Origin of the sequence: Fulvitalea axinellae (genome assembly GCF_036492835.1) — a bacterium.
In the GTDB taxonomy this organism is placed as follows: Bacteria; Bacteroidota; Bacteroidia; order Cytophagales; family Cyclobacteriaceae; genus Fulvitalea; species Fulvitalea axinellae.
On record NZ_AP025314.1, the window covers coordinates 3,745,626 to 3,772,307 of the forward strand.

General features: G+C 50.1%; 21 protein-coding genes. 3 read left to right on the forward strand and 18 right to left on the reverse strand.

Annotated elements, in window-relative coordinates:
* Nucleotides 1-24: 24 nt before the first annotated feature.
* From AABK39_RS14190 to AABK39_RS14205, 4 genes are read right to left on the reverse strand one after another with little or no spacing between them, the layout of a single operon-like run.
* Complete coding sequence (locus AABK39_RS14190; RefSeq protein ID WP_338391999.1) at nt 25-1,491, reverse strand: fasciclin domain-containing protein; 1,467 nt, start codon at nt 1,489-1,491, stop codon at nt 25-27.
* A 10-nt stretch (nt 1,492-1,501) separates the two neighbouring features.
* A complete protein-coding gene (locus AABK39_RS14195; protein ID WP_338392000.1) occupies nt 1,502-2,944 on the reverse strand; it encodes a RagB/SusD family nutrient uptake outer membrane protein in 1,443 nt (480 codons plus the stop codon).
* Nucleotides 2,945-2,975: 31 nt separating this feature from the next.
* Complete coding sequence (locus AABK39_RS14200) at nt 2,976-6,230, reverse strand: SusC/RagA family TonB-linked outer membrane protein (protein WP_338392001.1); 3,255 nt, start codon at nt 6,228-6,230, stop codon at nt 2,976-2,978.
* A gap of 10 nt (nt 6,231-6,240) precedes the next feature.
* Nucleotides 6,241-8,466, reverse strand: coding sequence for a fasciclin domain-containing protein (locus AABK39_RS14205; RefSeq protein ID WP_338392002.1), 2,226 nt, complete (start codon nt 8,464-8,466; stop codon nt 6,241-6,243).
* A gap of 644 nt (nt 8,467-9,110) precedes the next feature.
* On the opposite strand from AABK39_RS14205, the gene AABK39_RS14210 reads away from it, so the two are divergent.
* From AABK39_RS14210 to AABK39_RS14220, 3 genes are all read left to right on the forward strand, one after another.
* The gene (locus tag AABK39_RS14210; RefSeq protein ID WP_338392003.1) at nt 9,111-10,943 is read left to right on the forward strand and encodes a DNA polymerase III subunit gamma/tau; all 1,833 of its coding nucleotides are present in this window, start codon (nt 9,111-9,113) and stop codon (nt 10,941-10,943) included.
* 35 nt (nt 10,944-10,978) lie between these two features.
* On the forward strand, nt 10,979-11,491 hold the full coding sequence (locus AABK39_RS14215) for a D-glycero-alpha-D-manno-heptose-1,7-bisphosphate 7-phosphatase (RefSeq protein ID WP_338392004.1): 513 nt from the start codon (nt 10,979-10,981) through the stop codon (nt 11,489-11,491).
* A 234-nt stretch (nt 11,492-11,725) separates the two neighbouring features.
* Nucleotides 11,726-12,160, forward strand: a complete 435-nt coding sequence (locus AABK39_RS14220) for a hypothetical protein (RefSeq protein WP_338392005.1) — start codon at nt 11,726-11,728, stop codon at nt 12,158-12,160.
* 79 nt (nt 12,161-12,239) lie between these two features.
* On the opposite strand, the gene AABK39_RS14225 is transcribed toward AABK39_RS14220, so the two are convergent.
* The 14 genes from AABK39_RS14225 to AABK39_RS14290 form a co-directional block, all read right to left on the reverse strand.
* Complete coding sequence (locus tag AABK39_RS14225; protein WP_338392006.1) at nt 12,240-12,485, reverse strand: hypothetical protein; 246 nt, start codon at nt 12,483-12,485, stop codon at nt 12,240-12,242.
* Nucleotide 12,486: 1 nt separating this feature from the next.
* Nucleotides 12,487-13,080, reverse strand: coding sequence for a DUF420 domain-containing protein (locus AABK39_RS14230; protein WP_338392007.1), 594 nt, complete (start codon nt 13,078-13,080; stop codon nt 12,487-12,489).
* 59 nt (nt 13,081-13,139) lie between these two features.
* Nucleotides 13,140-13,676, reverse strand: a complete 537-nt coding sequence (locus AABK39_RS14235; RefSeq protein ID WP_338392008.1) for a hypothetical protein — start codon at nt 13,674-13,676, stop codon at nt 13,140-13,142.
* 70 nt (nt 13,677-13,746) lie between these two features.
* Nucleotides 13,747-14,079, reverse strand: a complete 333-nt coding sequence (locus AABK39_RS14240) for a cytochrome C oxidase subunit IV family protein (protein ID WP_338392009.1) — start codon at nt 14,077-14,079, stop codon at nt 13,747-13,749.
* A gap of 24 nt (nt 14,080-14,103) precedes the next feature.
* The gene (locus tag AABK39_RS14245) at nt 14,104-14,883 is read right to left on the reverse strand and encodes a cytochrome c oxidase subunit 3 (RefSeq protein ID WP_338392010.1); all 780 of its coding nucleotides are present in this window, start codon (nt 14,881-14,883) and stop codon (nt 14,104-14,106) included.
* A gap of 70 nt (nt 14,884-14,953) precedes the next feature.
* Nucleotides 14,954-15,541, reverse strand: a complete 588-nt coding sequence (locus AABK39_RS14250) for a cytochrome c oxidase subunit 3 (protein ID WP_338392011.1) — start codon at nt 15,539-15,541, stop codon at nt 14,954-14,956.
* Nucleotide 15,542: 1 nt separating this feature from the next.
* Complete coding sequence (gene cyoE / locus AABK39_RS14255; protein ID WP_338392012.1) at nt 15,543-16,442, reverse strand: heme o synthase; 900 nt, start codon at nt 16,440-16,442, stop codon at nt 15,543-15,545.
* A 10-nt stretch (nt 16,443-16,452) separates the two neighbouring features.
* Complete coding sequence (locus AABK39_RS14260) at nt 16,453-18,270, reverse strand: cytochrome c oxidase subunit I (protein WP_338392013.1); 1,818 nt, start codon at nt 18,268-18,270, stop codon at nt 16,453-16,455.
* Between the two features lie 68 nt (nt 18,271-18,338).
* The gene (locus tag AABK39_RS14265; protein ID WP_338392014.1) at nt 18,339-19,364 is read right to left on the reverse strand and encodes a cytochrome c oxidase subunit II; all 1,026 of its coding nucleotides are present in this window, start codon (nt 19,362-19,364) and stop codon (nt 18,339-18,341) included.
* A gap of 203 nt (nt 19,365-19,567) precedes the next feature.
* The gene (locus AABK39_RS14270) at nt 19,568-20,851 is read right to left on the reverse strand and encodes a quinol:cytochrome C oxidoreductase (RefSeq protein WP_338392015.1); all 1,284 of its coding nucleotides are present in this window, start codon (nt 20,849-20,851) and stop codon (nt 19,568-19,570) included.
* Nucleotides 20,852-20,902: 51 nt separating this feature from the next.
* Nucleotides 20,903-21,535: a c-type cytochrome gene (locus tag AABK39_RS14275; RefSeq protein WP_338392016.1), complete on the reverse strand. Its 633-nt coding sequence runs from the start codon at nt 21,533-21,535 to the stop codon at nt 20,903-20,905.
* Nucleotides 21,535-22,071, reverse strand: a complete 537-nt coding sequence (locus AABK39_RS14280; protein ID WP_338392017.1) for a DUF3341 domain-containing protein — start codon at nt 22,069-22,071, stop codon at nt 21,535-21,537. Before AABK39_RS14280 ends, AABK39_RS14275 begins: the two co-directional genes overlap by 1 nt.
* A 2-nt stretch (nt 22,072-22,073) precedes the next feature.
* Nucleotides 22,074-23,492: an NrfD/PsrC family molybdoenzyme membrane anchor subunit gene (gene nrfD / locus AABK39_RS14285; RefSeq protein ID WP_338392018.1), complete on the reverse strand. Its 1,419-nt coding sequence runs from the start codon at nt 23,490-23,492 to the stop codon at nt 22,074-22,076.
* Nucleotides 23,493-23,520: 28 nt separating this feature from the next.
* The gene (locus tag AABK39_RS14290) at nt 23,521-26,661 is read right to left on the reverse strand and encodes a TAT-variant-translocated molybdopterin oxidoreductase (protein WP_338392019.1); all 3,141 of its coding nucleotides are present in this window, start codon (nt 26,659-26,661) and stop codon (nt 23,521-23,523) included.
* Nucleotides 26,662-26,682 lie beyond the last annotated feature (21 nt).

Consider the following 26,682-nt stretch of genomic DNA (forward strand, 5'->3'; position numbering starts at 1 on the left):
TATTGATTATTTTCAGACCACTTTTTAGTTTCTCACGGGAGAGAAGGTGATGCATCCCAAACCGAATCTGCCCGGACGGAATGTCTCAAGCCTGATCAGGTGCGTACCGTTCTCGTGAAAGGTGAAAGTTCCCATAGAATACTGTCCGCCCCGCGGATCGTAGATTCCGGCGTATTCGCCGTCGATATAAACCCTGTACGAGCCCGAAATCCAGTTATTCGTTCTGCCATTGATGGAGTATGTTCCTTTGGCTATCGGGATGGTGGTGTAGTTGAACCAGCCTCTGGCCTTTGAGGCCGAAAGCATTCCGTATTTTCCACAGGTAGTCATACGGATGGTCAGGGTACTCCAGTCGCCACCGGCTTCCCAGCGAGCCACGTCGTCAGCGTCCACTCCACGCGATTCCTTGTCCAAGCCTTCCATCCATTTCAGCTCGGGTTGGTCAAGCACATAGTCCACCACTTCTATAGCCCTGGATTCGGACGGCGTCATGACATCCACCAACTCGTGGATCACGCCGTTGGTGGCTTGGTAATTCAGCTTGGCCGGCTCTTCGAAAGTGTTGAACTCCGTCAGCTCCCCGAACTCGTTGAACTGGGGATTGATCTTGAATCCGTCCTCCACGTCCACGTTCAACATATCGCCGTTTATAGCCGAGTAGTTGAAGGTTTTGAAATTCGAAGTATAATAAGAGCCCAACAGGCAATGGTAAGCCACAAAGCGGTTAAAGCCGTTTTCGCGGGAAGTGTAGTCGTCGGATTCGGTGTAAAGCGCCGCCAGTTCCTCGGCCGAACCGATTCCTTTGGCGTTCAGCAACTCGTCCGACTCAAGCAAAACCGTAAAATTGCATTCGCTTCCGTTTTCGTCCACCACCTTTTTCAGTTCCTCGCTCCAGCCCGTCAGCTCCAGGGCGTCGGCGAATACGTTGAAATTCCCGTTCTCTCGAATCACTTCGAAAGTGTTGCGGGTTATCGGCAACAGCACCTTGTCTAGCGTATGCACCACACCGTTCGAACATTCGGTATCACGGCTTTTGATCACCGCCCGCTTATTTACAAGGATGTTGTTCAGGCCACCTCCCCTGAAATCGAGGGAAACGAAATTGCCGGCGAAAGTGGAGTCGGCCACGGTGCCCGGCACCATATCGTTGGCGACGTATTTTCCCGTAAGGAAATGGCTCCTGACCAAAAGGCCCACGTAGTCTTTTTCCATACTTTCGGGATTTCTTCCTTCCAAGAATTCCTTAACGGCCTCGTTGTCGGGCAAGAACGCCGTAAAAGCGCCCCGGGCGTTAAGGATTCCGTACAGGCCACTGATATCGAGCAGTTTTTCGAATTCCGAATACTGGTCGGGATTCGCCCTAATGTACTCCACAAGAGTCTGCTCTTCGGCTGTTTTTATTTTTCCAACCTCGTTGTCTTCCTCGCATGACTGAATGACCAGCAACAGAGGCAAAACAAGGAACAGGTATTTGATTCCGTTAAACTTCATATGCCCGGGTTTAATAGTCGTAATATGGATTCTGGACCAGTTTCGAGTTTGCGCGAAGCTCGTCTATGTGTATCGGTAGGTAGTAGCTCATCGGGTCAGAGAGCTTACTTTCCCAAAGCGACCTTTCGGCCGACGGCGCTTGTGACGCTAGCAATTTGATAAGCACGTCCTTCCGCTCGTAATTGTTGCGCTTGGCCAAACGCAGGATATCGAACCAACGCTTACCCTCAAAAGCGAACTCGCGGGCGCGCTCCTTGAGGATCACGTCCTCGGCCAAAAAGCGGTCGGTAGGCAGAAGCGTGGATTCGCCCTCGGCGCGTTTGACCACTTGGAGCAAAAGCTCTTGGGCCTTGAGATACTGCTGTTTCTGCACCAAGGCTTCGGCTTTCATCAACAGGATATCGGCGTAACGATAGATCACCCAGTTCGCGTCGGGTATGCGAACGTTTTCAACATCGTCTTTGGTTTGGGCCAAAAATTTCCACACAAACATGTCCTCCTCTCGGTAAGTGGCTCCCGCTCCCCTGATATCGCCTTCAGGATAGAAGTCCTGCACACTTTCGTCAGCAATAAAGTATGGAGTCCCTTTATTATAGAGAAAAGCGTCAATCCCGGCGTTTAACTGCCCGAAACGTGATTCGAACTGGAGTTCGAAAATGGATTCGCTAAGGTTTCCTTTAATGAAATTGTCCATCCACAAAGATTGGGACATCAGCGTATGCACCGAACGGCCGATAATCTTGTCGCACATCACGATGCAATCGTCGTAACGCTCGGACCAGAGGTAAACATCGGCCAAAAGAGCCTGTATAGCGGCTCTGGAGCCACGGCCCTTGTTCAACGCCAACGATCCGAAATCGGACTTGGCGGTACGCTCGGCCAATTTCAGGTCCTCGATTATCCGGTTCAGAATCTCAGTTTCCTTGCTTTTCGGAATATGGAATTCCACATTATCCGAATCGGAAGGTTCCAGAATCAGGGGAACTTCGTGGAAAGTCCTGAGCAGATAAAAATATCCGAGGGCCCGGGCGAAATACGCTTCGGCCAAATACCCGTCAAGCTCTTCTTTGGTGAAAGAAAAGTCGATATCGCGAGCGCCGGGAGCGTATTTGAGCACCGTATTGGCATAATTGATCATCCGGTACATCTCTCCCCACTTCAGGTGGGTGTTCGTGTCCAGAATCCTGAGGTCCATGATGTCTTGGGAATCCCCCGCTTCCAGGCCCTCGCCACCGGCTAGCATATCGGCGCGGAGTTCGCCCCAGATAAACACCTTGTTCACCGATTTCCTCATCTCCACGAAAATGGTGTTGACACTGGCCTCCACGTCCTCTTTCGATTGCCAGAAAGACTCTTTGGTTATATTATTCTCTGGCTCAATCTGCAACCAATCCGAACAGCCGAAAACCGACACGGAAGCCACAACTAGCAGGAGAAGTTTGATTTTCTTCATAATTGCCATCTTTAGAAATTCGAAAAAATCCCTAGAACGTAGCCGACAAGCCGAACACGAACGACCTGCTTGGCGGTGTCTGGTCATTATCTACGCCCATAAAGAATGGGTCGGAACCGAAACTCACCTCGGGGTCTTGCCCGGAGTAGTTGGTGAAAGTATAAAGGTTGTACGCCGTAGCGAAGGCGCTCAGGGCCGAAAGATGTAGGCGCTTGAGAAACTTCTGGTCAAAACGGTAGCTAAGCGAAACGTTTTTCCAGCGCAAGAAGCTTCCGTCCTCCACAAAGCGGTCGGAGCCCAAGGTGTTGAAGTTCGTTCCGTAGATCGTTCTCGGAATATCGGTTTCGTCGCCGGGTCTTCTCCACCTTCTTAGCGTAGCCACACTCTGGTTGTTTGTGGACGACATGCTTTCGGTGGAGATCCGGTTTCCGTTTACGATATCGAAACCCGAACGGAAGTGGAAAGAGGAACTCAACGCGAAGTTCATATAGCGGACTTGAAACCTGAAACCGCCTGAAAAGTCAGGGTTACTGCTTCCCAGATACACGATGTCATTTTCGTCGATATAACCGTCTTTGTTAACGTCCTCGTAGCGGGCGTCGCCCTCCACGAAAGTGTAGTTGGCCGTTCCGCCCATCTTCATCGTCAGGTAATCGTATTGTCCCGTATAATCCGGAATAGGATTTCCGTCACGGTCTCTCGCGATTGTAGCGTCCTTGTCCTCATAAACACCGAGGCTTCTGTAGCCGTAAAAACCGCCGATCGGGTTTCCGATTTCCACCCTGCGGGAATATTCCCCGTTCTTGAAGACATTACCCGCCTCAAGGCTATAATTATCAGGCAAAGCAAGAACCTTATTGATGTTCTTACTGATGTTAAAAGTGAAATTGACATTCAAATCCTTAGGATCTTCGGCCTTAATTGGCGTAGCGCTAAGCGAGAACTCGATACCCTTGTTGAGCATGGCGCCCGCATTTTGGCGGTATTGGTCATACTTCGTATCTTTTCCAAAACCCGAACTGGCCGGCAAGCCTACGTTCCAAAACAAATCCTCGGACTTGTTTCTGTAATATTCAAGCTGAACGTTGACCCTGTTCTCGAAGGCCGCCGCGGTCAAAGCCACGTTCCAAGCCGTTTTCGTTTCCCAAGCCAAGTTTCTAAGCTGAATATTCGACGAGTAGATGGCCGGTTCCGTCAGGTAGCGCGCTCCTGCCTTGTAGTTGGCGTATCTTCCGCTTCCGTTCGGCGCCGTTCCGTTCACTCCAAAACTTCCCGTCAGTTTCAATTCATCGAGTTGCTTTACGTTACGCAGGAAATTCTCGTTCATCAATCGCCAAGCCACCCCGACAAACGGAAAGGCTCCCCAGCGGGTGTCTTCGCCAAAATTTGAACTGGCGTCAATACGCAAACCGCCCGAGACCATATACCTGTCGTCGTACTTGTAGTATGTGGAAACCAATCCGCCAAGGTCTCTGCGCGTATTCGTACTGGAACTCACTTTACGACTGGAACCGTCCGTGCCCGGATTGGAGATTCCTTCGAACGGCAAGTTGCCCGTAGACGTGGAGAACCCCGACGAGCTTGTTTCGGCGGACTCCCAACGCACACGGGTAGAGAAATCATGCTTCTCGCCCCAATCCGGCGTATACGAAACAGTGGTGTAGGTACGGGCCGTAAAAGCGCTTCCCGAACTACCGACAACCCTGTTCTTGCTGACATGGTTCCAACCGCCCTCGTTAGCGGCGGCGGATGAGAGTAACTGCTCGCGCTTACTTCCCGAAACGTCGAAAGAAACGATCCCCTGCACCATCAAATCGTCGAGAAGGAAATACGTCAACCTGAAGTTGGTTCGCAGTCGGTCATTGAGGCTGTTATTGAACGACTCGTTGGCCATGGCTACCGGGTTATACATCGGCACCTCCACTTCATCCCCGTCGATTGTTGTCTTGAAAGTCTGGTATGGATCTCGCCAGTCATCGTTAAAGTATTCGCCTGTTCTCATGCCCTCGGCGTCGTATTCGTAAACGCTCATATTCGGCATTTTTCTGTAAGCAATGCTTCGCAAGTTGCTGTAATACGGCGCGTCCGAATCGGAACGGGTATATGAGATGTCTGTATTGAATTTCAAACGGGTTGAGATGGTATAGTCGAGTTTGGCGCCAACCGTCAAACGGTCAAAATTGGTTCCCATCGTAGTTCCGTCATTCTTACCGTACCCAACCGACACCCTGTAAAGCACTTTCTCTCCACCGCCCGAAAGCGAGAAGTTGTGTTCCTGCGAGAACGCCACTTTCGTGATCTCGTCAAGCCAATCGGTGTCTTGGGCGTAGTTGTAGTATTGGTCCCAGCTTGTATCGTAGTTCAGTCCTCTGAAAGTGGTTCCGTGGATATTACCGTTGCGGTTAAAGTACATTTCCTTTTGCAAAGTCACGTACTCCGGGCCACTAAGCATCGGTACCGGATCCGGCTGTGTACTTATGGTTCCTTTTACGGAATAGGTAAGCCGTGGCTTTCCTCGCACACCTTTTTTGGTGATAACCTGCAACACGCCGTTTGCCGCCCTGGATCCCCACCGGGCCGCCGAGGCTGCGTCTTTCAACACCTCGATACTTTCGATATCTTCCGGCGCGATGGCCAAAAGGGCTCCAAAGTCACGGGCGTCGGCCGAGGCGAAATCGAAATCTTCCTGAATATCGGTTTCGAAAGGAATCCCGTCCACTACAATCAGCGGTTCCTGGTTGCCCAAAATCGTAGACGTTCCCCGGATACGGATCTGCATACCGGCGCCCGGATCACCCGAAACGGCCATGATATCCACTCCGCTGATTTGGCCCTGAAGCATTTGATCTACAGATATAGCACCTAACTGTTCAAGTTCTGCCACTTTCACTTTCTGAATGGACATCGGCACGTCGCGCAATTTGATTCCGTCAGACGCCACTTCGTCGGCTTCCACGGTCACAACTTCGAGCTGTGTCGTATTTTCCTTCAGACTAATATTCAACTCCGAGGTGGTTCCCACCTTTCGCTCTTCGGCGTTAAAGCCTACATAAGCGAAACGGATCGTGTTCGCTGGATTGATTTTAAGCATATAGAAGCCGTTGAAATCGGTAACCGTTCCGGATACGAAGCGTCCCTCATGATCGACTTCGGTTATATTCACGCCGATCAACGGTTCAGCGTCGGCGTCGCTCTTGACATAGCCTTTCACTATCACCCGGTCCTGGGCCAAAGCCCCGGACAATGACAGCAACCAGCATATCATCAAAAAATAAAAATTCCTCATAAGTGGATGATTAGTTTTCGGGTAACAATACATCATCGATTAGGTGGATCGCCGCCGACTTCGCAATAATGTCGCTACTCGATCCCGGGATCATTTTCACCTCAACGCTTTCGCCTCCCACTCCCACTATCCTTATGTCGCGCTGGGCGTTGGTAATATCCAAAGGCACAAAATTCCCTTTGCTGTCTTTGGCTTTGGTCACGAATTTTCCGCTTTTCTGACCGTCGGAATAAATTCGCTCCTCCGTAATGATATGCAGGTAGAGAAAGTTCTTAAACTTGGCTTCGTCCTCAACGCTTCCGTCCGTGGCCAAGCCGGGTATCTTTCCAGCTAAAAGCGCCTCGTTAATAGCGTCGTTAGTCGGTACCAGCAACGTAATTTCTCCGGAAGGAACACTAATCTCAGCCTTGTTAAACAAATCCCTAAAGGCGTTATACGCCACAAGGCCATCTTCCGGAACGCTAGATTTCGGCTTGCCTTTCACATAATCGTTTGCTGTCAACGTAGCCGGTAATATCGGTGCGCTAAGCTTATGCGCCACGCCATTATTACCTTCGGCATCAGATTCCAAAACCTCGATCGAAGTGTTTTGCTCGAAGTTTCCGCCTCCGTACACAGTCCCGTTTTCCACGCAAACAAACTCGCCTTTGACAGTTTCGAGGAAACGTCTGCCCTGTACGTCCGCAAGCGCTTCGCCGTCAACCAGGTGCGAATTAATAAGATCGTTGATAAACGACGTGGAAGCCAGCTCCACTTGCCCGTTACCGTCTAGCTTTGTCAGCACTTCACGCAGTTCGTCATATTCCAATCCGTATTCGAAATTCAGACCTTGGTCAGAAACAGGGAAAAACGTCAGCTCGGAATCGCTGTTGGAAAGCAACTGCTTCACTTGGGCGTTTTCGACAAACATTTTCAGCAAAAGGCCGTATTCCGGATCGAAAATAATGGACGAAGCCACCGATTTGTAAATATTGGGTTCCAACACTTTATTGATTCCGTAAAACACCCCGTTGTTGGCGAAAGTCGCCATCACCACGTCCCGGTCCTTGTCCAAAGACATAGGTTCGTTCAATCCGGTAAGGCCATTCGACAAATCGCTCGGACGGGCCCAAGTTACCTCTAGAAAAGCCATATGGTTTCCCACCAGATACGCCAAAGCTTCCAAAGGCACATCGTCCATTGACTCGTAACGGCCGTTCAGGAACGTCTGGTCCAAATAAGTTTGTAAGACATCGTTTGTAGGAATATAAGTCGACAATGCCGTATTCTCTCCCTGATGCAAATTCGTCCCCGTACGGTTTGACACCAGGTCCTGAGCGATACTCGTATTCGCCTGATTACAGCTTCCTTCCAGTTTTGGATAATACTTGACATACACCGAATCGCGATAACCGAGATTATTGAGCGGTTGTCTTTCGGTGCCGGCCAGAGAAAATCCGTATTCCGCAAAACGATCACACAAACTACGGAACAGGCTGAATTTGTCAGGCATATCCGCCATCAACAAATCGATGTTTTTCAACGGCGGCACCACCCTGTCCAGTTCATGCAAAATACCGTTACTGGCCGGAATATCCGGATTCACGATCCTTGCCCGGTGAATATTCTGGCTCGAATAATTACTGCCGTCTTGGTAAAGGAAAGGGTAATCCTCCGGCGTACTTAAGCCACAGTAAAAGTGTTCCGTCATTACGGGCAAAAACTTATAGGACTGCCAAACCCTATAGTTCCGTCCGTCCTTAAGCGAAGTTTCCACAACCGTAGGAGCGCTGTAAACAGTAGGACGCTTAAAGCCCCAAAGCCCCGCACTGTGCGGACCTTTTTCGTCTTCGTCAGACCAATTGCTCATATGCACTTTCAGCAACTTGTCCCAAGTCAGGGCATTGCGCGTAATGTGCCCTTCGATTATTCCGCGAAGCTCCTCTTCCTGAAGTTCGGCCAATCCGCCGATTCCCCTTTCCTTGAAATACAGCTCAAAAGCCTCGTCGTTCGGCGGAAAAAGCGTGTACGAACTACTCGCCAACCGATAGCGTATACCTTCGTTTTCGGTAAAGCCGTCATACTCGTCCAGTTTGTCCATCCCGCTGAGGAAATGCGTAAAGTTCCCCCGGGCCTCCATTACCTGGACCACAGTACCGTACTCCCCTTCCGGTATATCATAATGCTCGCTCTCATTACAGGCAGCAAAGAAAAAACAGCCGATGAGAAATAAATAACACAGTCGTTTTGTTGTCATACTCAATCGTTTATGGTCAATAAAAATTAGTTTCGAATCATAGACACGATCCTCAAAAGCTGAGAATAGAGAACAGCCAAATCATTACAGCCTAAAGAAAAAGCATCTCGAAAAGAGCCCGCCAGAAAGCCCCTTCGAGTGAAAAGAAATATGATATTGGGAAACCGGACAAAAATTCGTTTTCCTAGATTTTATGTCACCAAGATTAATCCACGAAGGGTAACACAGTGGGTACAAAAAACATTAACCCAAGCCTTTTCGGAAGTAACGAACGATTGGGAAAAAATTAATCCTGAAAATATTTCACTAAAGCCCAAATAAAAACACAAAAATCTGTAATACAAATATTTACAAACTACAAAAATAACTTTATCCGAATTTTTAACCGACTTCTTAACCGATGTAACTCCGATTAAATTCAAGTTTTTTTCCAAGTACAAACCATAAAGTCCCAAACTAACGACGACCGTAATCCACTTGGCTGTTTTTTGATCCAAAACGCCTCCGAATCCATAACGGCAAAAGTCATTTCACTCTTCCGGCTTTCTTTCCACAGCCCGAAGGGTGAAACTAAGCTACACAACGGCCTGAGGGCAGAGGCCGAAACTTTTTCCTCCACAAGAATTTTGATTATCTTCGCCACGATGGAAAAATTTATCGTATCGGCTAGAAAATACCGCCCGACGACTTTCGAGAGCGTCGTCGGACAAGGGCATATTACAACCACGCTCAAGAATGCCATCAAGAGCAATCACTTGGCGCAAGCGTTCCTGTTTTGTGGACCAAGAGGCGTGGGCAAAACCACCAACGCCCGTATTCTGGCCAAAACGATCAACTGCACCAATCTGACGGAGGACACTGAAGCCTGCGACCAATGCGAATCGTGCAAGGCCTTTAACAACAACGCCTCGTTCAACATTCACGAACTGGATGCTGCCTCCAACAACTCCGTGGACGATATCCGGAATCTGGTGGAACAGGTCCGCTACGCTCCGCAGTCGGGCAAATACAAGGTATATATCATCGATGAGGTTCACATGCTCTCGAACCAGGCCTTCAACGCCTTCCTCAAAACACTTGAGGAGCCTCCTTCGTACGCCATTTTCATCTTGGCCACTACGGAAAAGCACAAGATCATCCCGACGATCCTTTCCCGTTGCCAAATCTTCGATTTCAACAGGATCGGCGTAAAAGATATCGCCACTCATTTGGCCAATATCGCCCTGAAAGAAAGCATCGAGACCGAGGCCGAAGCCCTGCACCTGATCGCCCAAAAGGCGGACGGCGCCCTGCGCGACGCCCTTTCGATTTTCGACCTGATCGTAACCTTCGCCGGCAACAAAGTCGGTTATAAGGACGTGATCGACAATCTCCATATCCTAGATTACGACTACTACTTCAGGGCCACCGACATGCTTCTGAAAGAAGATATGCCAAACTCCCTGTTGCTGTTTGACGAAATTCTGAGAAAAGGCTTCGACGGCCACCATTTCATAGTTGGCCTGGCCGAGCACTTCCGAAACCTGATGGTTTGCAAAGACAGCGCTACAGTAAGCCTCCTTGACGTAGCCGACGGTGTCCGGATGAAATACGCCGAACAAGCCAATCAAGCCAATCTTTCATTCTTGCTGACAGCTCTTAACTTGGCGTCCGAATGCGACAGGAACTTCAAGGCGAGCAAAAACCAGCGCCTGCACGTGGAATTGGCACTTATGAAGTTGGCCAGCATTCCGGCGGCACTAAATCTTGCCCAGCATCAGGAAACAGAGAAAAAAAAAAAGCCGTTAGCGCCTAGGCCACAAGCCTCAGGCGCGAATCCATCGGCACAAGTTCCTACACCCAAAAGTACACCGGCACAACCGGCGCAAACACAGAACCAAGCGCCGGCAACTCCCGTTGCGCCACCTTCGGTACCGAAACCGCCTGCGCCACAAGCCAGTCCGGCCAGAAGCCAGCCCGTTCAGCAAGGCGGAGGATCGATGCGCAGCACTACCCGGCTCCCGAGCCTGAACGAATTGCGCCAGCAGGCCCAGCCTACGCAACAACCGGAACGTCCGGCTACTCAGGGTGCAACCACCCCAGAAACGGAAGTCGCCGACAATCCGAACAGCACCAGCTTTACACCCGAAAACTTTGACAGGGCTTGGGAAGGCTTCCGCAACGAAATGGTCAAGCAGGAAAACATGATCGGCTTGGGTGTGATGAAACAGCCATACAAACTCGGCGAAAACGGCGTAGTAAAAATCACCCTCTCGAACAGCCTTCAGGAAAACTTCCTCGAAAATTTCCGTTCGGAACTGATCGGTTTCCTCAGAAAAAGACTTGGCGGAGCCCAAATCCGAATAGAGACCGAAGTATCGAAAGAGCAAGCTTCCAGCAGACCGTATACGCCACGGGAGCGCTTTAACCATATGGCCAAGAAACAACCGGCATTGGCCGAACTCCAAAAACGACTGGGACTGGAAACCGAATTCTAATCGAAAACACACCACTCCCCACTTCTCCGAAAGACATGAAAAACAAATGCGTGTTTCTGGACCGCGACGGCGTACTGAACGTCGAGCGTGGCGAATACACTTATAAAACCGACGATTTCATTATACCCGAAGGCGTAAAAGAAGCGCTGGAAAACTTGAAGAAAGCCGGTTACCTACTAATCGTCATCACCAACCAAGCAGGCATAGCCAAAGGGATTTACACCAAAAACGATGTCTTGGCCTGCCATTCCAAGTTACAGAACGAAACTAGCGAGCTAATCGACGACATCTTTTATTGCCCGCACCATCCTATCAAAACCGAGTCTTTGGCCAGAAAGCCCGAGAGCCTGATGTTCGAAAGGGCCATTGCCAAATACGATATCGACGCTAGCCAATCGTGGATGGTCGGGGACAGCGAGCGCGATTTGGTCCCTTGCAAAAAACTCGGGATAAAAACCATTCGGGTTTACAGAGAGGAAGGCACCGAGACTATCGGCGACCACTTGGTTCCAAGTCTTTTTGAAGCCTCCAAGATCATCCTGAAATAGAATAGCAAAACCCAATTATTCGATCAAAACACCATAACACAAGGGTGTTTTTACTCAAAAAAATGTTCGATAACGAACATAAAGGTGTGTCATAAACGATCACTTTCTTTCTTTTTGAATATTGAAATAAAACCACAAGATATTGATTATCAACAGCTTGTGGTTTTGTTTTCTCTATTGGCACAGGCTTGGCCTTTATTGGATTGAAAATATAAACTTCTAAATTTCAATTCCATGAAAATCAAGACCACCGCCATCCTCTCCGTATTAGCCCTCCTTCTCGTCCAAACTTTCTCATTCGCAGTTCCCGCCGACCGCCTTTCAAGAAAAGAACGTATCGTTAAAGCCGCCAAACAAAGCGTATCACAGGCCAGCCCTGACGACTGGTACACTTTGGCCAAGAGCGCAAAAATATGTCTGGAAGTAAACAAGAATCTTTCAGAAGCCTCGCAGTGGATAGACAAGTCTTTGGCCATCCACACCAATCCTTACAATTTGGAGATCAAAGGCGATTATTACGCAAAAAACAGGTTGCCGAAAAAAGCTGTCGACTGCTATATCAAAGCCTTGAAAAATGGCCATGAGCGCATTCCTGATTTTGACCCGAGCAGGGTTCAGAAGAAAATCGCAAAGCTGATCAATCTTAAGATAGCAGAAAAGAAAAAATAATCCCCAACCTCATAGGGTAATCTTGCAAACAAAAAAGGGCTCAAATGAGCCCTTTTTATATTACCGTCGTTTAAACGCGTCAAGCTGATACCACTTGTCGCGATTTCTTTTTCCAAAGATAAATAATCACCGCCGCGCTCAGGTAAGGCATTGCGAAAAGGAAAAGTATACCCGCATTGAGGCTTGAGGCTATACTTTCCTGGTTTTCAGAAGCGCCACTTTCTACCGTGGCCCTGCACATGGCGCATTGGGCCGTAGCGTCGATCGCCGACAAGGCCACAAAAGCCACGGCGACCAGCAAAACGATGATATTCTTGCCTTTCATATCAGAATTGGTAATAAGGCTTGATAAGCCAATAAACGATAACACCACTTACCGAAACGTAAAACCAGATCGGGTAAGCGAACCGAACGATCTTGCGGTGTTTGTTGGGACGGTTTGTCCATCCGAAATAATAAGCGGTAAGCACCAACGGCAAAACAATAGCCGACAGAATAATGTGTGAGCCGAGAATCACGAAGTAAATCGTTCTCCATATTCCCGCCTTGGCGATTTCCGTCGCCGTCACGATACCGTCGCCGTCAATGTCGCCGTACTTGGTGGATTCCACCGAACCATGGTAAATCACGTAAGAGACCAGAAACAGCCCTCCCAAAACGAAAGCCACCGTCATTAGGTTTTTGTGAGTGATCACGTACCCTTCCTTTATGGCGCTCACGGCCCAAACCAGCACAAAAGCGGTCATGGCGTTCACCACTCCGTGCAAATGGGGCAACATGTACACCCAACTGCCCGAGGCCTTGATTTTTGTAGGGTTGAAAATAAGGAAAGCAACCGCCAAAGGCACCGCCACCGAAAGCAGGGTGATTATGGCCATTGACTTCTTGTCTGTCTGAATTGTAGTAGTTGTAGTATTCATCCCGTCAAATCTTGATCTTGACAACTGTTTGTTATACTTGCATTCGATTGTTTGTTTCCTTAATGGTCTCTTGCGGTTTGGGTAAATTCCGTATCCAGCACATGAAGTTCCGTCACCAGCCTATCCATCTCCTCAGAATCCGAGCTATCATACGCCCCGCGGGGCTTGCCCGTCCAATCCAGCACCAGAACGTCGGAACTTGACATCAACGATGAGGCATCCGTACCGAAAACCTCACCTTTGCCGACCCATCTCACACGCTCTTTCAGCATTGGGTTCAGACGAAACAACGCTTCCAATTCCTCGGACTTGGACTTGTCGGAGAGCTCCCACACTATGGAAAATTTCGGCAAACCGCCTAACATATCCATAATCCGGTCCATCTCCTCGGCAACGGTCACTGACCTTTGTTCGGTTGTCATGCGTACCGCTACGGTCACTTTCCCTAGGGAAGTAAACTTAATGTCTTTCGATAATTGCTCCGAAAGGTTACCTTCAAGCTCCGGCACGCGGAACTGATCCTCGGCAAACACCCTGAAGAAAACGATCATCGCCAGCGGCAAAGCCAGCACCAATATGACTGCGACTTTTTTCATCCGGATAGAATCACTTTTACCACAAAAAAGATCGGCCGGCCTTTCGGCCGACCTCATCCTTCGTTTATTTTTATTTGCTCAAGACTTCCAATATGGCTCCGCCCTCATTGAGCAAAGCTATTACAAGCCAAACCAAAAAGACGCACGGTAACACGATAGACCAGAAAAGGCTTTTGTGCTCGTCCTTAAGGTGCATAAATTCCATTACGATATAACCGGCCTTGATAAACGTAAGGCAAATGAAAATCGTATAAAGCAACACGCCTTTGGGCATGCTGTAAGCGAATACGAACTCGATGGCCGTAATCGCACCGATGATTCCCGCGATAGTCCAGATCTTGCGGATCTTCGCCGGGTTGGCCGGTTTCACTTCCACGGCCGGAGTAGTCTCATGGCTTTCCATAGTTTCTCAGTTTTTGGTCCGTGATCAGATCAGATAGAAGAAGGTGAAGACAAATACCCACACCAAATCCACAAAGTGCCAGTAAAGGCCAACTTTCTCCACCATCTCGTAGTGTCCTCTGCGCTCATATGTACCGATTACCACATTGTAGAAAATAATAATCAGCAACATGATTCCACTGAAAACGTGGAAGCCGTGGAAACCTGTGATGAAGAAGAATAAGTCACCGAAAACGGTCGGGCCGTATTCGTTAGCCTGAAGGTTCGCTCCGTGAACAGTAATGGTTTCCCATACACCGTTAGCGAAAGTTTTGACTTTCATTCCCACGTCTGTACCGTGGATAAAGTGCGACCATTCCCAAGCCTGGCATCCCAAGAAAGTGATACCGCCGAGGATTGTCCAGAGCATCCATTTCTCAACGGCTTTCTTGTCGTTGCGGTGACCGGCCTCAACGGCCAATACCATAGTAACGGAACTCAGGATCAGGATAAAACTCATAATGGCCACAAAGACCAACGGCAAATTCAAGCCGTGCAAAAACGGAACGGCCGTAAAAACCTCTTCAGGAACAGGCCAATACTCGGCCGAAGGCGTAAACACGTCGGGTACAAGCTCCTCAGACGGATAACCTGGAAAGCTGTAACGGATCATACCGTAAGTGATCAGCAAGCCCGCGAAGGTAAAAGCATCCGACAGCAGGAAAAACCACATCATGATCTTTCCGTAGCTGATGCCCATAGGTTGATTGCCCCCGCCCCATCGGCTTGTTGTCGCCTCGTTAACTGCTGCAGCGTTAGCGGACATAATATTTTTCGTTTAGGGTTCTAATTCGATTGTTGTCCGGGATCACGCGGGAGGAGTGCCCGCCTTTTCCCTAGTTGTTGTACAGGAGGAATATGAATATGAAAATCCATAATCCGTCAAGGAAGTGCCAATACGTAGCACACATCTCCATGCTTTTCATCGACTTGGAATGCACTTTCAGCCTAAAGGCCGAAACGGTAACCACCAGCAGGAAAATCACCGCCGAGGTAACGTGAACGGCGTGTACGCCCGTGAAAACGTACATGAACGAAGCTAAAGGAGTGTCGCCGGAAAAGTAGACGTTGCTTTCCACCAACTGTCCCCAACCAGTCCATTGGCTGAACAAAAACGCTCCGGCCAAAAGGGCCGTGAGGCCCATTCCCAATTTCACTTGTCCCAAGGCGTCGCGCTGGGCGGCTTTGAGCGCCCAATGCATAGTTCCGCTACTGAGAGCCAGCAAAACAGTGCTCACGTAAAGCGCCGCGGGCATCTGTACCACAAAATCCGGCTCCTCGCCTTTCTTGACTATATATGCGCTGATAAACGCGGCGAAGGTCATCACCACGGTAACGATAAACAGCCAAAGCGAGAATTTATGCGGATCGACACCGGCGCTTGTCACCGGCTTCTGTCCCAAGGTCATTGTTTGCTGTGCCATATCAGATAAGGTCGAATAAATAAGCGATTTGAACTATCGGCAAGTAAAAGAACGAGCCGAACATGATCTTCAGGGCCGATTTGCGCGAGCCGTCTTTCATCAGCGAAAGCGTCTGGCTGAGGAAAAGCACGCCGCAAACCGTGGCGATCACGGCAGAGTTTATCCCCGTCATGCCCATTTGAGCCGGCAATATTCCCAAAGGAATAAGGAACAGGGTATAAATCATGATCTTGATAGCCGTGTCAAAGTCTTTCTTACCGGACCCCGGAAGGAGCTTGAAGCCCGCTTTCTTGTAGTCCTCGTCCGCCACCCAGGCGATAGCCCAGAAGTGCGGAAACTGCCAGAAAAACTGTATGGCGAAGATCACCAGCCCTTCGATGCCGAGATAGCCAGTGGCGGCCACCCAGCCCAAAAGGGGAGGCAAAGCGCCCGGGATTGCCCCAACCAATACGGCTACTGGCCCCACGCGCTTCAATGGAGTGTATACAAACGCATAAAGGATCAAAGAGATCACCGAAAGCCCAGTGGTAAGCGGATTAGTGAAAATCCAAAGCAGGATAAAACCTACCGTACCCACCACCAGCGCATAGAGGTAAGCCTCTTTTGGCGTAACCCTGCCCGTAGGCAAAGGCCGATCGCTTGTACGCTTCATCAACTTGTCGTAATCCTTCTCCTGAATCTGGTTCAGGGTAATGGACGCGCCGGATACCAGCGTGCCTCCCAGCGAGAGCATCAAAAGCCCCAGCCAGTCGAAATTGCCCTTGGTCCCCACCACGTACCCGAAGGCCGAGGAAAAGGCCACCAACAATGACAGACGGAACTTGAGCAATGTCAAAAAGTCCTTGACACTGACACGCGACGCCACGCCCGCCGTTACGGTTTGTGATTTAGCTGCGATCATTCCTTTAGAATTAAGCCTCTACTTCTTGTTTCTTTTCTTCTTCTGTCAACGGCACATCCTGAGGGATAAAGTCCGCCTCAAAACCTGGCTTACTGTAGTCGTAAGGCCAACGGTGAACTTCCGGAATAGCGCCCGGCCAATTGCCGTGTCCCACTTCCACAGGAGTGGTCCATTCCAGCGTGTTCGAGTTCCAAGGGTTCTTAGGAGCCTTGCGTCCGCGGTAAATGCTGTAGAAGAAGTTGAAAAGGAAAATCAACTGCGCTCCCACTGTCAAGATCGCCGCGATGGACACGAAAGTGTTCAGGTCACCGAAAGAGCTGAAGACGTCGAAGTTGGTAAACGAATAGTAACGACGCGGAAAGCCGGCGATACCGATGAAGTGAAGCGGGAAGAACACCATGTAAGCTCCGATAAACGTAGCCCAGAAGTGGATGTATCCCAATTTTTTGTCCAGCATACGTCCGTACATTTTCGGGAACCAGTGGTAAACACCGGCCATAAGCCCGAAGAACGAAGCGGATCCCATTACCAAGTGGAAGTGGGCCACTACGAAGTAAGTGTCGTGAAGCTGAATATCGAGCGTAGAGTTGCCCAAGAAAATACCGGTGATACCGCCCGTGATAAAGAACGAAACCAAAGCGATAGAGAAAAGCATCGCAGGAGTGAAGATGATATTGCCTCTCCAAAGCGTAGTCAAGTAGTTGAACACCTTCACCGCCGAAGGAACGGCGATAATCAGCGTCATCCACATGAATATTTTACCCAAGAACGGGTTCATACCCGACACGAACATATGGTGCGCCCATACAACGAACGACAGCACCGTAATACCCAACATCGAAAGGATCATCGCTTTGTATCCGAAGATAGGCTTACGACAGTTCGTAGCGATAATCTCGGAAGTGATACCCAAAGCGGGCAACAGAACGATATATACCTCAGGGTGGCCCAAGAACCAGAACAAGTGCTGATAAAGGATCGGACTACCGCCAACGTTCGGCAAAGCCTCGCCTCCGATAAAGATTTCCGAAAGGTAGAAAGAGGTACCGAAGCTACGGTCAAACACCAACAGCAAAGCGGCCGCCACCAATACAGGGAACGAAAGCAAACCGATAATAGCCGTCAGGAAGAAAGACCAGATAGTCAAAGGCATACGCCCGAAAGTCATGCCCTTCGTACGCAAGTTGATTACGGTCGAGATATAGTTGATACCGCCGATCAAACTTGAGGCGATAAAGAAAACCATAGCCACGAGCCACAGCGTCATACCAAGGCCGGAACCTTTAATCGCCTGCGGCAACGCACTCAACGGCGGGTATACAACCCATCCGCCCGAAGCGGGACCAGTCTCGATGAAAAGCGAGAAGAACATAATCACGCCAGAGAGGAAGAACAGCCAGTAAGAAAGCATGTTCATAAAGCCCGAAGCCATGTCGCGGGCACCGATCTGCAACGGAATCAGCAGGTTACTGAAAGTACCGCTAAGACCGGCCGTAAGCACGAAGAACACCATGATGGTACCGTGCATCGTAACGGCGGCCAGGAAAAACTCGGGGTCAATCTTACCCGTCTCGTTAATCCACTTGCCCAATACGGGCTTAAGCCACGTCAAGTCAGCCTCCGGAAATCCGAGCTGGATCCGGAACACAAGCGAAAGCAATCCGCCCAGCAACGCCCAGAACATTCCCGTGATCAGGAACTGCTTGGCGATCATCTTGTGGTCGGTGCTGAAGATGTATTTCGAAATGAAACTGTCGTGGTGAGCGTGCTCGTCGTCATGCGAGACCGCGTCCGGTTGCAGTTCCAATTGCGCTTCTGAAGTCGCCATTGAATTTCGAATTTAGTTTGATTGTTTCTTTGATTGTAATGTTGGCCCTGTTGGGAAAACATTTCCTATTAAAGGCCCGAAAGCTTATCGCGAAGCTCCGCCGGTACGCGAGTTACGTAGTCCGGGTTTTTCGAAAGCCAGCTTTTTTGCTCCGCCTTCCACTTCTCGTATTCCTCAGGCTCTTCAACCACCACGAGGATTTTCATTGAGAAGTGGCCGCGTCCGCAAACTTCCGTACAGGCGATTTCGTAATCGAACTCGGGGTCGCCAAGTTCTTCACGCATTTCCGCAGTAGTCTTGCTCGGTACAAATCCGAAACGAGTAGGCATACCTGGAACGGCGTCCATCTTCAGGCGGAAGTGAGGTGCGAATACACTGTGGATTACGTCCCTTGAGCGGATTTTGAATTCCACGGGCTTGCCTTTTGGCAGGTGGATCACTCGGGGAGAGAAATCGTCAAGGTTGGCAGGATCGGAGAAATCCATTCCGAAAACATTCACGGCGTCGATCAAGCGATAATCGTACTTGCCGATCTTGTTGTCTTTGCCAGGGTAGCGGGCTTTCCAAGCGAACTGGTATCCCATAATCTCCACGCGCTCTGCCTCAGAGGGCGACGCCGCGGTGATTTTCGTCCAAGCGTCAGTACCATACACCACCAAAATGGTGAGGACTACGGCCGGAACGATGGTCCAGATCATTTCCAATTTGTCGTTAACCGGAAAGTAGTAGGCTTTCTTGCCCTCACGGTAACGGAATTTGTAGGAAAATCCAAAAAGCAAAATGTGGGTAATCAGGAAAATGACACCCGTAATGCCCATAGTAATCCAAAAAAGCTGGCTTACCAACTCGCCGTGCTCGGAAGCCACAGGAATTGTATACTCGTCAAAATATTTGACCGCGTAATAGCCGGCCGCCAACAGCATACCCCCTATTACCAAGGGTATCAACACCGCGTTCATCTTGTTGCTCGAATCTACGGGCTTATAAGGCTTGCCCGCGCCCCGAACCACGCCCACCAAAGTGGAGATGCGGAAAATCAGGAACACCGCGACCAGGATCAATAAGACTCCCGTCGCTATCACTAACTTCACCATGTAGTTTTATGCAATTGATTGTTGTGGGTTTGTATAAATGCGCTCGGAATAGGAGCAAACCTTGTGAGTTTGAGTGCAATGTAGGCTCCTATCGTAGTTTTTTCAAATTGAAAGTTTCTTTCGCCATATCGAGCCAATCAATATCCGTAAAGCGAACGGGGCCCACACTATCGCGCGGGCCCCTCGGATATTTTTGGCACCAATTAGATATGGTGATGCATAGCTTCTTTCATCATCGGATGCTTGTGCGCCACGAGTCCGGCCTTCGAAAGCTGGGTCAAAGCTACGAAGAGGAACGCACTGAGGTACACGAGCGTAACGCCAACCTCCATGAAACCGATCGAGCCTTCGTTTTTCATGATACCTGGAGTGATCATCATGAAGAAATCGAGCCAGTGGCCTATGAGGATAACAATACAAGCGATTTTGAGAATAGCCCCTTGACGTTTCGAGTCGCGGGTCATCAATACGAAGAATGGAATCACGAAGTTGATGAACACCAACGAAAGGAAATAAGGCGAGTAATGGTCATTTACCAAACGGTCAACGTAGTAGATAGTCTCTTCCGGAATGTTGGAGTAGTAGTACAGAAGAAACTGCGAGAACCAAAGGTAAGTCCAGAATACGCTGAATCCGAATACGAATTTACCCATGTCATGAATGTGGTCAGCTTTCACAACTTTCAGGTAGCCGTAGTCTTTCAGCTTAAGCACCAAGAAGGTGATGCCCGCCAATCCGGCAACAAAGTAACTTGAGAACACGTACCATCCGAACAATGTAGAGAACCAGTGCGGATCTACTGACATTACCCAGTCCCAAGCCGAAGTAGACGACGTAACGCCGAAGAAAACGACAAAGATAACCGAGTATTTACGGATTTTGTACCAAGGCTCTGTTCCCCCAACCTTATCCTCAAGAAGCGAATACTTGCGGATCAAGAAGAACAACAAAGTCCAGACTACAAAGTAAACTACCGTACGGCCCAAGAAGAAGCCAAAGTTCAGGTACGCTTTCTTGTTATCAAGAATAGAATCGTACTCAGGGCTTGCCTTGTCGTACAGGTATTCGTGCGTCCAGTGGAACAGGTCGTGGTTAGCGACCAAAAACGTAACGATCATCAGCACGCCGCCGATCGGCAACCAATAACCGAAAGCCTCAGGAACACGCTTGATAGGCGCGGACCAACCGGCCTGCGTAACGTATTGCAACGCTACGAACAAAACGCCAACCAGTGCCAGACCGACAAAATAAACGTTGTTGATCCACAAACTGGTGTAAAGGCGCTTGAGCCACCCGGCTCCTCCGCCGTGACCGCCACCATGCGTGGCGTCGGCGCCATGTCCGGCGGCAGCTGCCACCTCCTCATGTCCGTGTCCGCCAGAGTTAGCCATCACGATGCCAAGAACCGTCAGCACTACACCGACGACAAGCATAATGATCAACTTCTTCTTAGCGCCGGCGGTGAATATGAATTTCTCTTCCGACATAACCAATATCTTTTCGGGAATCCGGCCTGCGGATTCCCGTAGTTTTACATGTTATTGTTTCTGAAGTGTTTGCACGTAACGGACAATTTCCCAACGCTCGCGCTGATTCAACTGCGAGGCGTGCGCGCCCATACGGCCTTTTCCGTAAGTGATCACATGGAACACGTGACCTTCGGAAAGCGTAGCGTAGCGTCCCTTGTTATAAGCGGGAACACCTTTGAACACCTTACCTACAAGACCGTCGCCCTGCCCGGTAGCTCCGTGGCACGGCTGGCAAAACTTACCGTAAAGGATTTCTCCATCGGCAATTACAGACTCACTGGCCGGCAACGGGCTTTTCACATTCGCCGCCGCAAAGTTGATGCTGTCTTTCGGCACTCGGTAAGGCAAGAACCCGTCTGCGTTTCTCGCCACGGTGTTAGCCGGAGGCGTACGCATGTTCATTTCGAACTTGTTATAGGTATTCGAGTTGAAGTACTCGCCATAACCGTCCGAACGGTTACTCACCCACATTCCGGCTTCTTTGTCCGTGATCTGCTTCAACGGCTCATAGGCCACCGAGTGATACATGTTCGGCGCATACTCGCGTCCCGGGTAGTTGCCTTCGGCCTTGCATGAGAACATGGCGGCGGGAATTCCCGCGAACAAGGCCAATTTGTATATGCTCTTGATCATTCGCTTCATCAGTCCTCGAAAGTTTTGTCCTTAACCTCTACCGCACCGGATCCGCTCAGGATCTCGGCAAGCTCGTCGTATGACTTACCGCTGTTCTTGTCCAGTTCGATCGCCATTACGTGCCGGTCGTCCGTGGCGCGGATATCGAAAATAACCGGCTTTTTGTATGGCTTCAGGTCGTTGGTGATGAAGAATGTCCCCACCATACCGAACGAAGCCAAAAGTACGGTAAGTTCGAAGGTTACCGGAATGAAGTCCGGAAACGCTGCGAAATCCTTACCGCCGATAATCATCGGCCAGTCAAAATACATCATGTAATACATCATGGTCAGGGCCAACGTAGTACCCGTAGCGCCGAAAATAAATGCCGCTACAGGCATTCGCGAGCGCTTATAGCCCAACGCGTGCTCAAGTCCGTGTACCGGAAACGGAGTGAAAACCTCGTGTATATTGACGCCCGCTCCGCGAACGCGCTTGACGCCGTCCAACAATACGTCCTCGTCGTCGAATAACCCAAGGATAAATTTATTGCTTGTCTTGCTCATGATTAATCCTCTTTAATGGTTCCCGAAGTCGATTTCAACACAGACTTCACCTCGGCCATGTTCACTACAGGGAAGAACTTGGCGAAAAGCAGGAACAAAGTGAAGAAGAGACCGAATGTGAACAGATAGAGTCCCATATCGTAAACAGTAGGCGTAAAATATGCCCACGAAGAAGGAATCCAGTCGCGGTGCAACGAGGTAACGATAATCACGAAACGCTCGAACCACATACCGATATTTACCACGATAGAGATAAAGAACGTGAAGTAAATATTGCGACGAAGCTTTCTAGACCAGAACATCTGGGGAGAGAACACGTTGCAAGTCATCATACTCCAGTACGCCCAAGCGTAAGGTCCCGTAGCGCGGTTGATGAAGGTATAACCCTCGGCCTCAACACCCGAGTACCAAGCGATGAAGAACTCTGTGATATAAGCGACACCCACGATAGAGCCCGTCACCATGATCACGATGTTCATCAATTCGATGTGCGTAAGCGTGATGTAGTCCTCGAGTTTGTAAACCTTACGCGTGATGATCATCAGCGTCAATACCATCGCGAATCCTGAGAAGATCGCACCCGCAACGAAGTACGGAGGGAAGATGGTAGTGTGCCATCCCGGAATTACCGACGTGGCAAAGTCAAACGATACGATGGTGTGTACCGAAAGTACAAGAGGAGTAGCCAAACCAGCGAGGATCAACGAAACAGACTCGTAGTGCATCCAAGCGCGGGCCGAACCGTTCCAACCCAAGCTCAAAGCGCCGTAAACGGCTTTTGAAATGGTTCCTTTGGCGCGGTCACGGATAGTGGCGAAGTCAGGTACGAGTCCGATGTACCAGAACACGAGCGATACCGAGAAGTAAGTCGAAATCGCGAACACGTCCCACAAAAGAGGCGAGTTGAAGTTCACCCACAGAGAGCCGAATGTGTTCGGCAAAGGCAATGCCCAGTAAGCTCCCACCCAAGGGCGCCCCATGTGAAGCACAGGGAAGAGCAGGGCGCATATTACGGCGAAAATCGTCATGGCTTCCGCCGCTCGGTTAATTGATGTTCTCCATTTTTGGCGGAAAAGCAAAAGTACCGCCGAGATGAGCGTACCGGCGTGGCCGATACCTACCCACCATACGAAGTTGGTGATATCCCAGGCCCAGCCGATGGTCTTGTTCAGACCCCACATGCCGATACCGTCCCAAAGGAGGCGAGCCACGGCGTATCCGCCGATTCCCAAAGCTGTGAGCGCGAGCGTCATGCCCATCATCCACCCTTTGGTCGGAGCGCCTTCTACCCGGATACAAACGTCCTCCGTAACATCTTTGATGGTCTTACCGCCCGTCACCAACGGGTCGCGGACAGAAGAGGTCACCGGATGGTGATCCCCCGGCTGCGCGGATTTCGGTAATGAAGAAGTAACTTCCATATCGTTAAAATATTTTCAGTCTTTTGGATTAAGCCTTTTGGTTTCTCGAGTCCTTGTTACGGATCTTGGTCATGTAGTACACGTTTGGCGAAACGCGCAACTCTTCCAATACCGTATAAGCGCGAGGTTCTTCCGGTGCCGGGAAGCTTCCGTCCTCAGGACGCTTGAGCTTGAGGAGTTTCGAGATCGAGCTCTCAGGGTTGTTCATATCCCCGAATACCAAGGCTCCTCCCGAACAAGCTGTAGCACAAGCTACCGCAACATCCGAATCCTCTACGCCGCGGGCCTCTTTCTTGGCCTTAAGCTTTCCTGCCTGAATACGCTGTACGCAGAACGTACATTTCTCCATCACACCACGCGAACGTACCGTTACGTCGGGGTTCAAGACCATCTTGCCGAGGTTGTTGTTCATTGACAAGTTGTCAGGGAACTGCTCGTTGTTCTCGAAGTACTTGAACCAGTTGAAACGACGTACTTTGTAAGGGCAGTTGTTAGCGCAGTAACGCGTACCGATACAGCGGTTGTAAGTCATTTGATTCAAACCTTCCGAGCTGTGCGTCGTAGCAGCGACAGGACAAACGGTCTCACAAGGAGCGTTGTTACACTGCTGGCACATCATCGGCATGAACGTCACTTCCGGATTCTCGGCGGCGTTCTCCATCTGACGGTAAGCGTCGATTTGGCCTGTTCCTTCCGGAATATCCACTGAGCTGTAGTAGCGGTCGATTCTCAACCAGTGCATTTCGCGACGGTTGATCACTTCTTGCTTACCTACTACCGGGATGTTGTTCTCCACGTTACAAGACACCACGCAGGCTTCGCAACCGTTACAAGCCGTAAGGTCGATAGCCAATCCCCAGTGGTGGTTCTCGTATTTATGACCTTTCCAAAGCGTTACCGCACCGGCTGAGATTTTTCCGTCAAGGCCAGTAACCTCGATGCTCTCACGACCGGCGGCCGGGTCTTTCTTATATGCGTCGAAAGTAGTTTCCTGAACTACGTTCGTACGTCCCATTACCGTCTGGTGCGTCTGCGTACGGGCGATGTCGTAGGTTTTGTCTACAACAGGCTCCACTTTCACACCCGAGGTGATATTCTTGTTCTGGTATCCGTTAGCTGAAGAAAGCGCCGGGTAAACGTTCACCCCAGTTCCTTTGGCCACGGCTCCGGCGTTCTTACGTCCGTAACCCAAAGCGATTCCGACAGTACCTTTTTTCTGTCCTGGCTGAATCACTACAGGCAATTCGTAAGTAGCGCCTCCAACTGTCACGTTCACCACGTTCGTTTTCTCCTCTTTCATAGAGAAGCCGAACTCTTTGGCGTCAGCGATAGAAATGGCTGCGTAGTTGTCCCAAGTAACTTTCGAAACAGGGTCAGGAAGTTCTTGCAGAAGCGGGTTGTTCGCCAACGAACCGTCTTTCAGCTGGTAGCTGAAGTAGAGCGCCGCTTCCCATTTGCCCGGCTTGAATGTCTTGGCTACAGAAGAAGCCGCAACATTTACGTCGCCCGCAAAAGTGTAAGTTCCCGGCTCAATGCCCGTACCCGGCTCAAATACGCCTGCGTAAAGCACCTTGTCCCAGAAAGAAGCAAAGAGCAAGTCGTCAGACTGAAGCCCGAAGATGTTCTCTTTCCAGTAAGCGCGAACGAAGTCGTAATAAGGCTGGCTGTTGCCTGACCAAGCCAAAAGCGACTCACCTGACTGGCGAGAATCGAAAATCGGCGTGATGGTAGGCTGAGAGATTGAGAAGTGTCCCTGAACTGGCTCGGCGTCGTTCCATTGCTCCAAGAAGTGAAGCGTAGGCGCTACGTATTTCACCAAGTCGGTAGTCTCGTCGTTGCGGTCGGAAGTGGAAACGGTGAGTTTCGCTTTCTTGATACCCGCGGCGACGTCGGCCCCAGCGTAGAAATCGTAAACCGGATTGGCGTCGAGGAAGATGATGCCCGCATAGGCGCCATTCTTGGCGTCTTTCGCAAAGGCCGCCATCTTGCGGTCGTCTCCCTGGCGGAAGTTAACCGGCTTGTCCAAGTCGATGGTAGCGCCGTAGTTGCTCAACAAGCTGTTGATGGCGTTAACCAAAACCTGAACCTCAGGATCGTTTGATCCGGAAACCACCAACGATTTCCCTTGGGCTTTCCAAAGGTCTTTGGCGGCTTTGTCGACATGCTTAATGTCGGCCTTAGGGGCGTTAACCAAGCTTGCGCCGGCCAATTTGGCCACCGCATTATAAAGTTGCGCTACGGCCACACCGTGCTCCGAAGCCTTGATCGGCGAGCGGTAATCGGCGTTTGAGCCTGTAAGCGTAAGGTTAGTCTCAAATTGGTAGTGACGGGACATCTTCGGCTTAGCCGGATCGATTTTCCTCGTCTTGGCGTATTGTGAAGTGAACTGTATCGGCGAGATCCAATCGTTGTGAAAATCAGCGCCGATGCCCACGATCACGTCGGCCTTTGAGAAATCGTAAGAAGGAATCACAGCTTTGCCGAACGATTTCTCGTTGGCTACCGGAAGGGCCGAAGCCGATACCGGATCATACTGAATAAATTCCGCAGTAGGGTACTTCTCGATGAACTTGGCGATAGTTGCCTTGGTAGACGGGCTCAAAACCGTTTTGCTTACCAAAGCGATCTTTCCGCCTTGGGCAGAAATATCGGCCAAAGCCTTGCTTACTTCAGCGTCGAGCTTGCCCCAAGTCGCTTTTTTCTTTCCGATCAAAGGAGTGGCGAAGCGGTGCTGGTCGTAAAGCGAGAGCACTGAAGCCTGAACTTGCGCGTCGCTGCCACCCAAAGTCACAGAAGACTCGGCGTTACCGTCCACCTTTATCGGACGGCCTTCACGGGTTTTAACCACTACAGAGCAGTAGTCGCCACCGTTCATGAATGTAGAAGCGAAGTAGTTGGCTACGCCCGGATCCACCTCAACGGGTTTGTTCAGGTAAGGGATGGCCTTGCGTACGGGAGCCTCACAAGCGGCAAGTGTAGCCGCCGAGATGCCGAATCCCATCATTTTAAGGAAATCACGGCGTGAAGAGCCTTTCTTTTCGTTGCCCGCGTCACGGTTGTTTTGGTTGATCGGCAGGTACTCCGGAAACTCCTTCTCAGCGTACTTAGCAAACTCGGGCTCGTTGTTGAGTTCCTCCAAGCCCTTCCAGTATTGCTTTTTCGTTTTCATATATAGAAGTCGAGTAAAGTC

Excerpts from the sequence above, each read along its gene's own strand:
- AABK39_RS14190 (WP_338391999.1), bottom strand. The coding sequence starts at position 1,491 with ATGAAGTTTAACGGAATCAAATACCTGTTCCTTGTTTTGCCTCTGTTG.
- AABK39_RS14195 (WP_338392000.1), bottom strand. The coding sequence starts at position 2,944 with ATGAAGAAAATCAAACTTCTCCTGCTAGTTGTGGCTTCCGTGTCGGTT.
- AABK39_RS14200 (WP_338392001.1), bottom strand. The coding sequence starts at position 6,230 with ATGAGGAATTTTTATTTTTTGATGATATGCTGGTTGCTGTCATTGTCC.
- AABK39_RS14205 (WP_338392002.1), bottom strand. The coding sequence starts at position 8,466 with ATGACAACAAAACGACTGTGTTATTTATTTCTCATCGGCTGTTTTTTC.
- AABK39_RS14210 (WP_338392003.1), top strand. The coding sequence starts at position 9,111 with ATGGAAAAATTTATCGTATCGGCTAGAAAATACCGCCCGACGACTTTC.
- AABK39_RS14215 (WP_338392004.1), top strand. The coding sequence starts at position 10,979 with ATGAAAAACAAATGCGTGTTTCTGGACCGCGACGGCGTACTGAACGTC.
- AABK39_RS14220 (WP_338392005.1), top strand. The coding sequence starts at position 11,726 with ATGAAAATCAAGACCACCGCCATCCTCTCCGTATTAGCCCTCCTTCTC.
- AABK39_RS14225 (WP_338392006.1), bottom strand. The coding sequence starts at position 12,485 with ATGAAAGGCAAGAATATCATCGTTTTGCTGGTCGCCGTGGCTTTTGTG.
- AABK39_RS14230 (WP_338392007.1), bottom strand. The coding sequence starts at position 13,080 with ATGAATACTACAACTACTACAATTCAGACAGACAAGAAGTCAATGGCC.
- AABK39_RS14235 (WP_338392008.1), bottom strand. The coding sequence starts at position 13,676 with ATGAAAAAAGTCGCAGTCATATTGGTGCTGGCTTTGCCGCTGGCGATG.
- AABK39_RS14240 (WP_338392009.1), bottom strand. The coding sequence starts at position 14,079 with ATGGAAAGCCATGAGACTACTCCGGCCGTGGAAGTGAAACCGGCCAAC.
- AABK39_RS14245 (WP_338392010.1), bottom strand. The coding sequence starts at position 14,883 with ATGTCCGCTAACGCTGCAGCAGTTAACGAGGCGACAACAAGCCGATGG.
- AABK39_RS14250 (WP_338392011.1), bottom strand. The coding sequence starts at position 15,541 with ATGGCACAGCAAACAATGACCTTGGGACAGAAGCCGGTGACAAGCGCC.
- cyoE (WP_338392012.1), bottom strand. The coding sequence starts at position 16,442 with ATGATCGCAGCTAAATCACAAACCGTAACGGCGGGCGTGGCGTCGCGT.
- AABK39_RS14260 (WP_338392013.1), bottom strand. The coding sequence starts at position 18,270 with ATGGCGACTTCAGAAGCGCAATTGGAACTGCAACCGGACGCGGTCTCG.
- AABK39_RS14265 (WP_338392014.1), bottom strand. The coding sequence starts at position 19,364 with ATGGTGAAGTTAGTGATAGCGACGGGAGTCTTATTGATCCTGGTCGCG.
- AABK39_RS14270 (WP_338392015.1), bottom strand. The coding sequence starts at position 20,851 with ATGTCGGAAGAGAAATTCATATTCACCGCCGGCGCTAAGAAGAAGTTG.
- AABK39_RS14275 (WP_338392016.1), bottom strand. The coding sequence starts at position 21,535 with ATGAAGCGAATGATCAAGAGCATATACAAATTGGCCTTGTTCGCGGGA.
- AABK39_RS14280 (WP_338392017.1), bottom strand. The coding sequence starts at position 22,071 with ATGAGCAAGACAAGCAATAAATTTATCCTTGGGTTATTCGACGACGAG.
- nrfD (WP_338392018.1), bottom strand. The coding sequence starts at position 23,492 with ATGGAAGTTACTTCTTCATTACCGAAATCCGCGCAGCCGGGGGATCAC.
- AABK39_RS14290 (WP_338392019.1), bottom strand. The coding sequence starts at position 26,661 with ATGAAAACGAAAAAGCAATACTGGAAGGGCTTGGAGGAACTCAACAAC.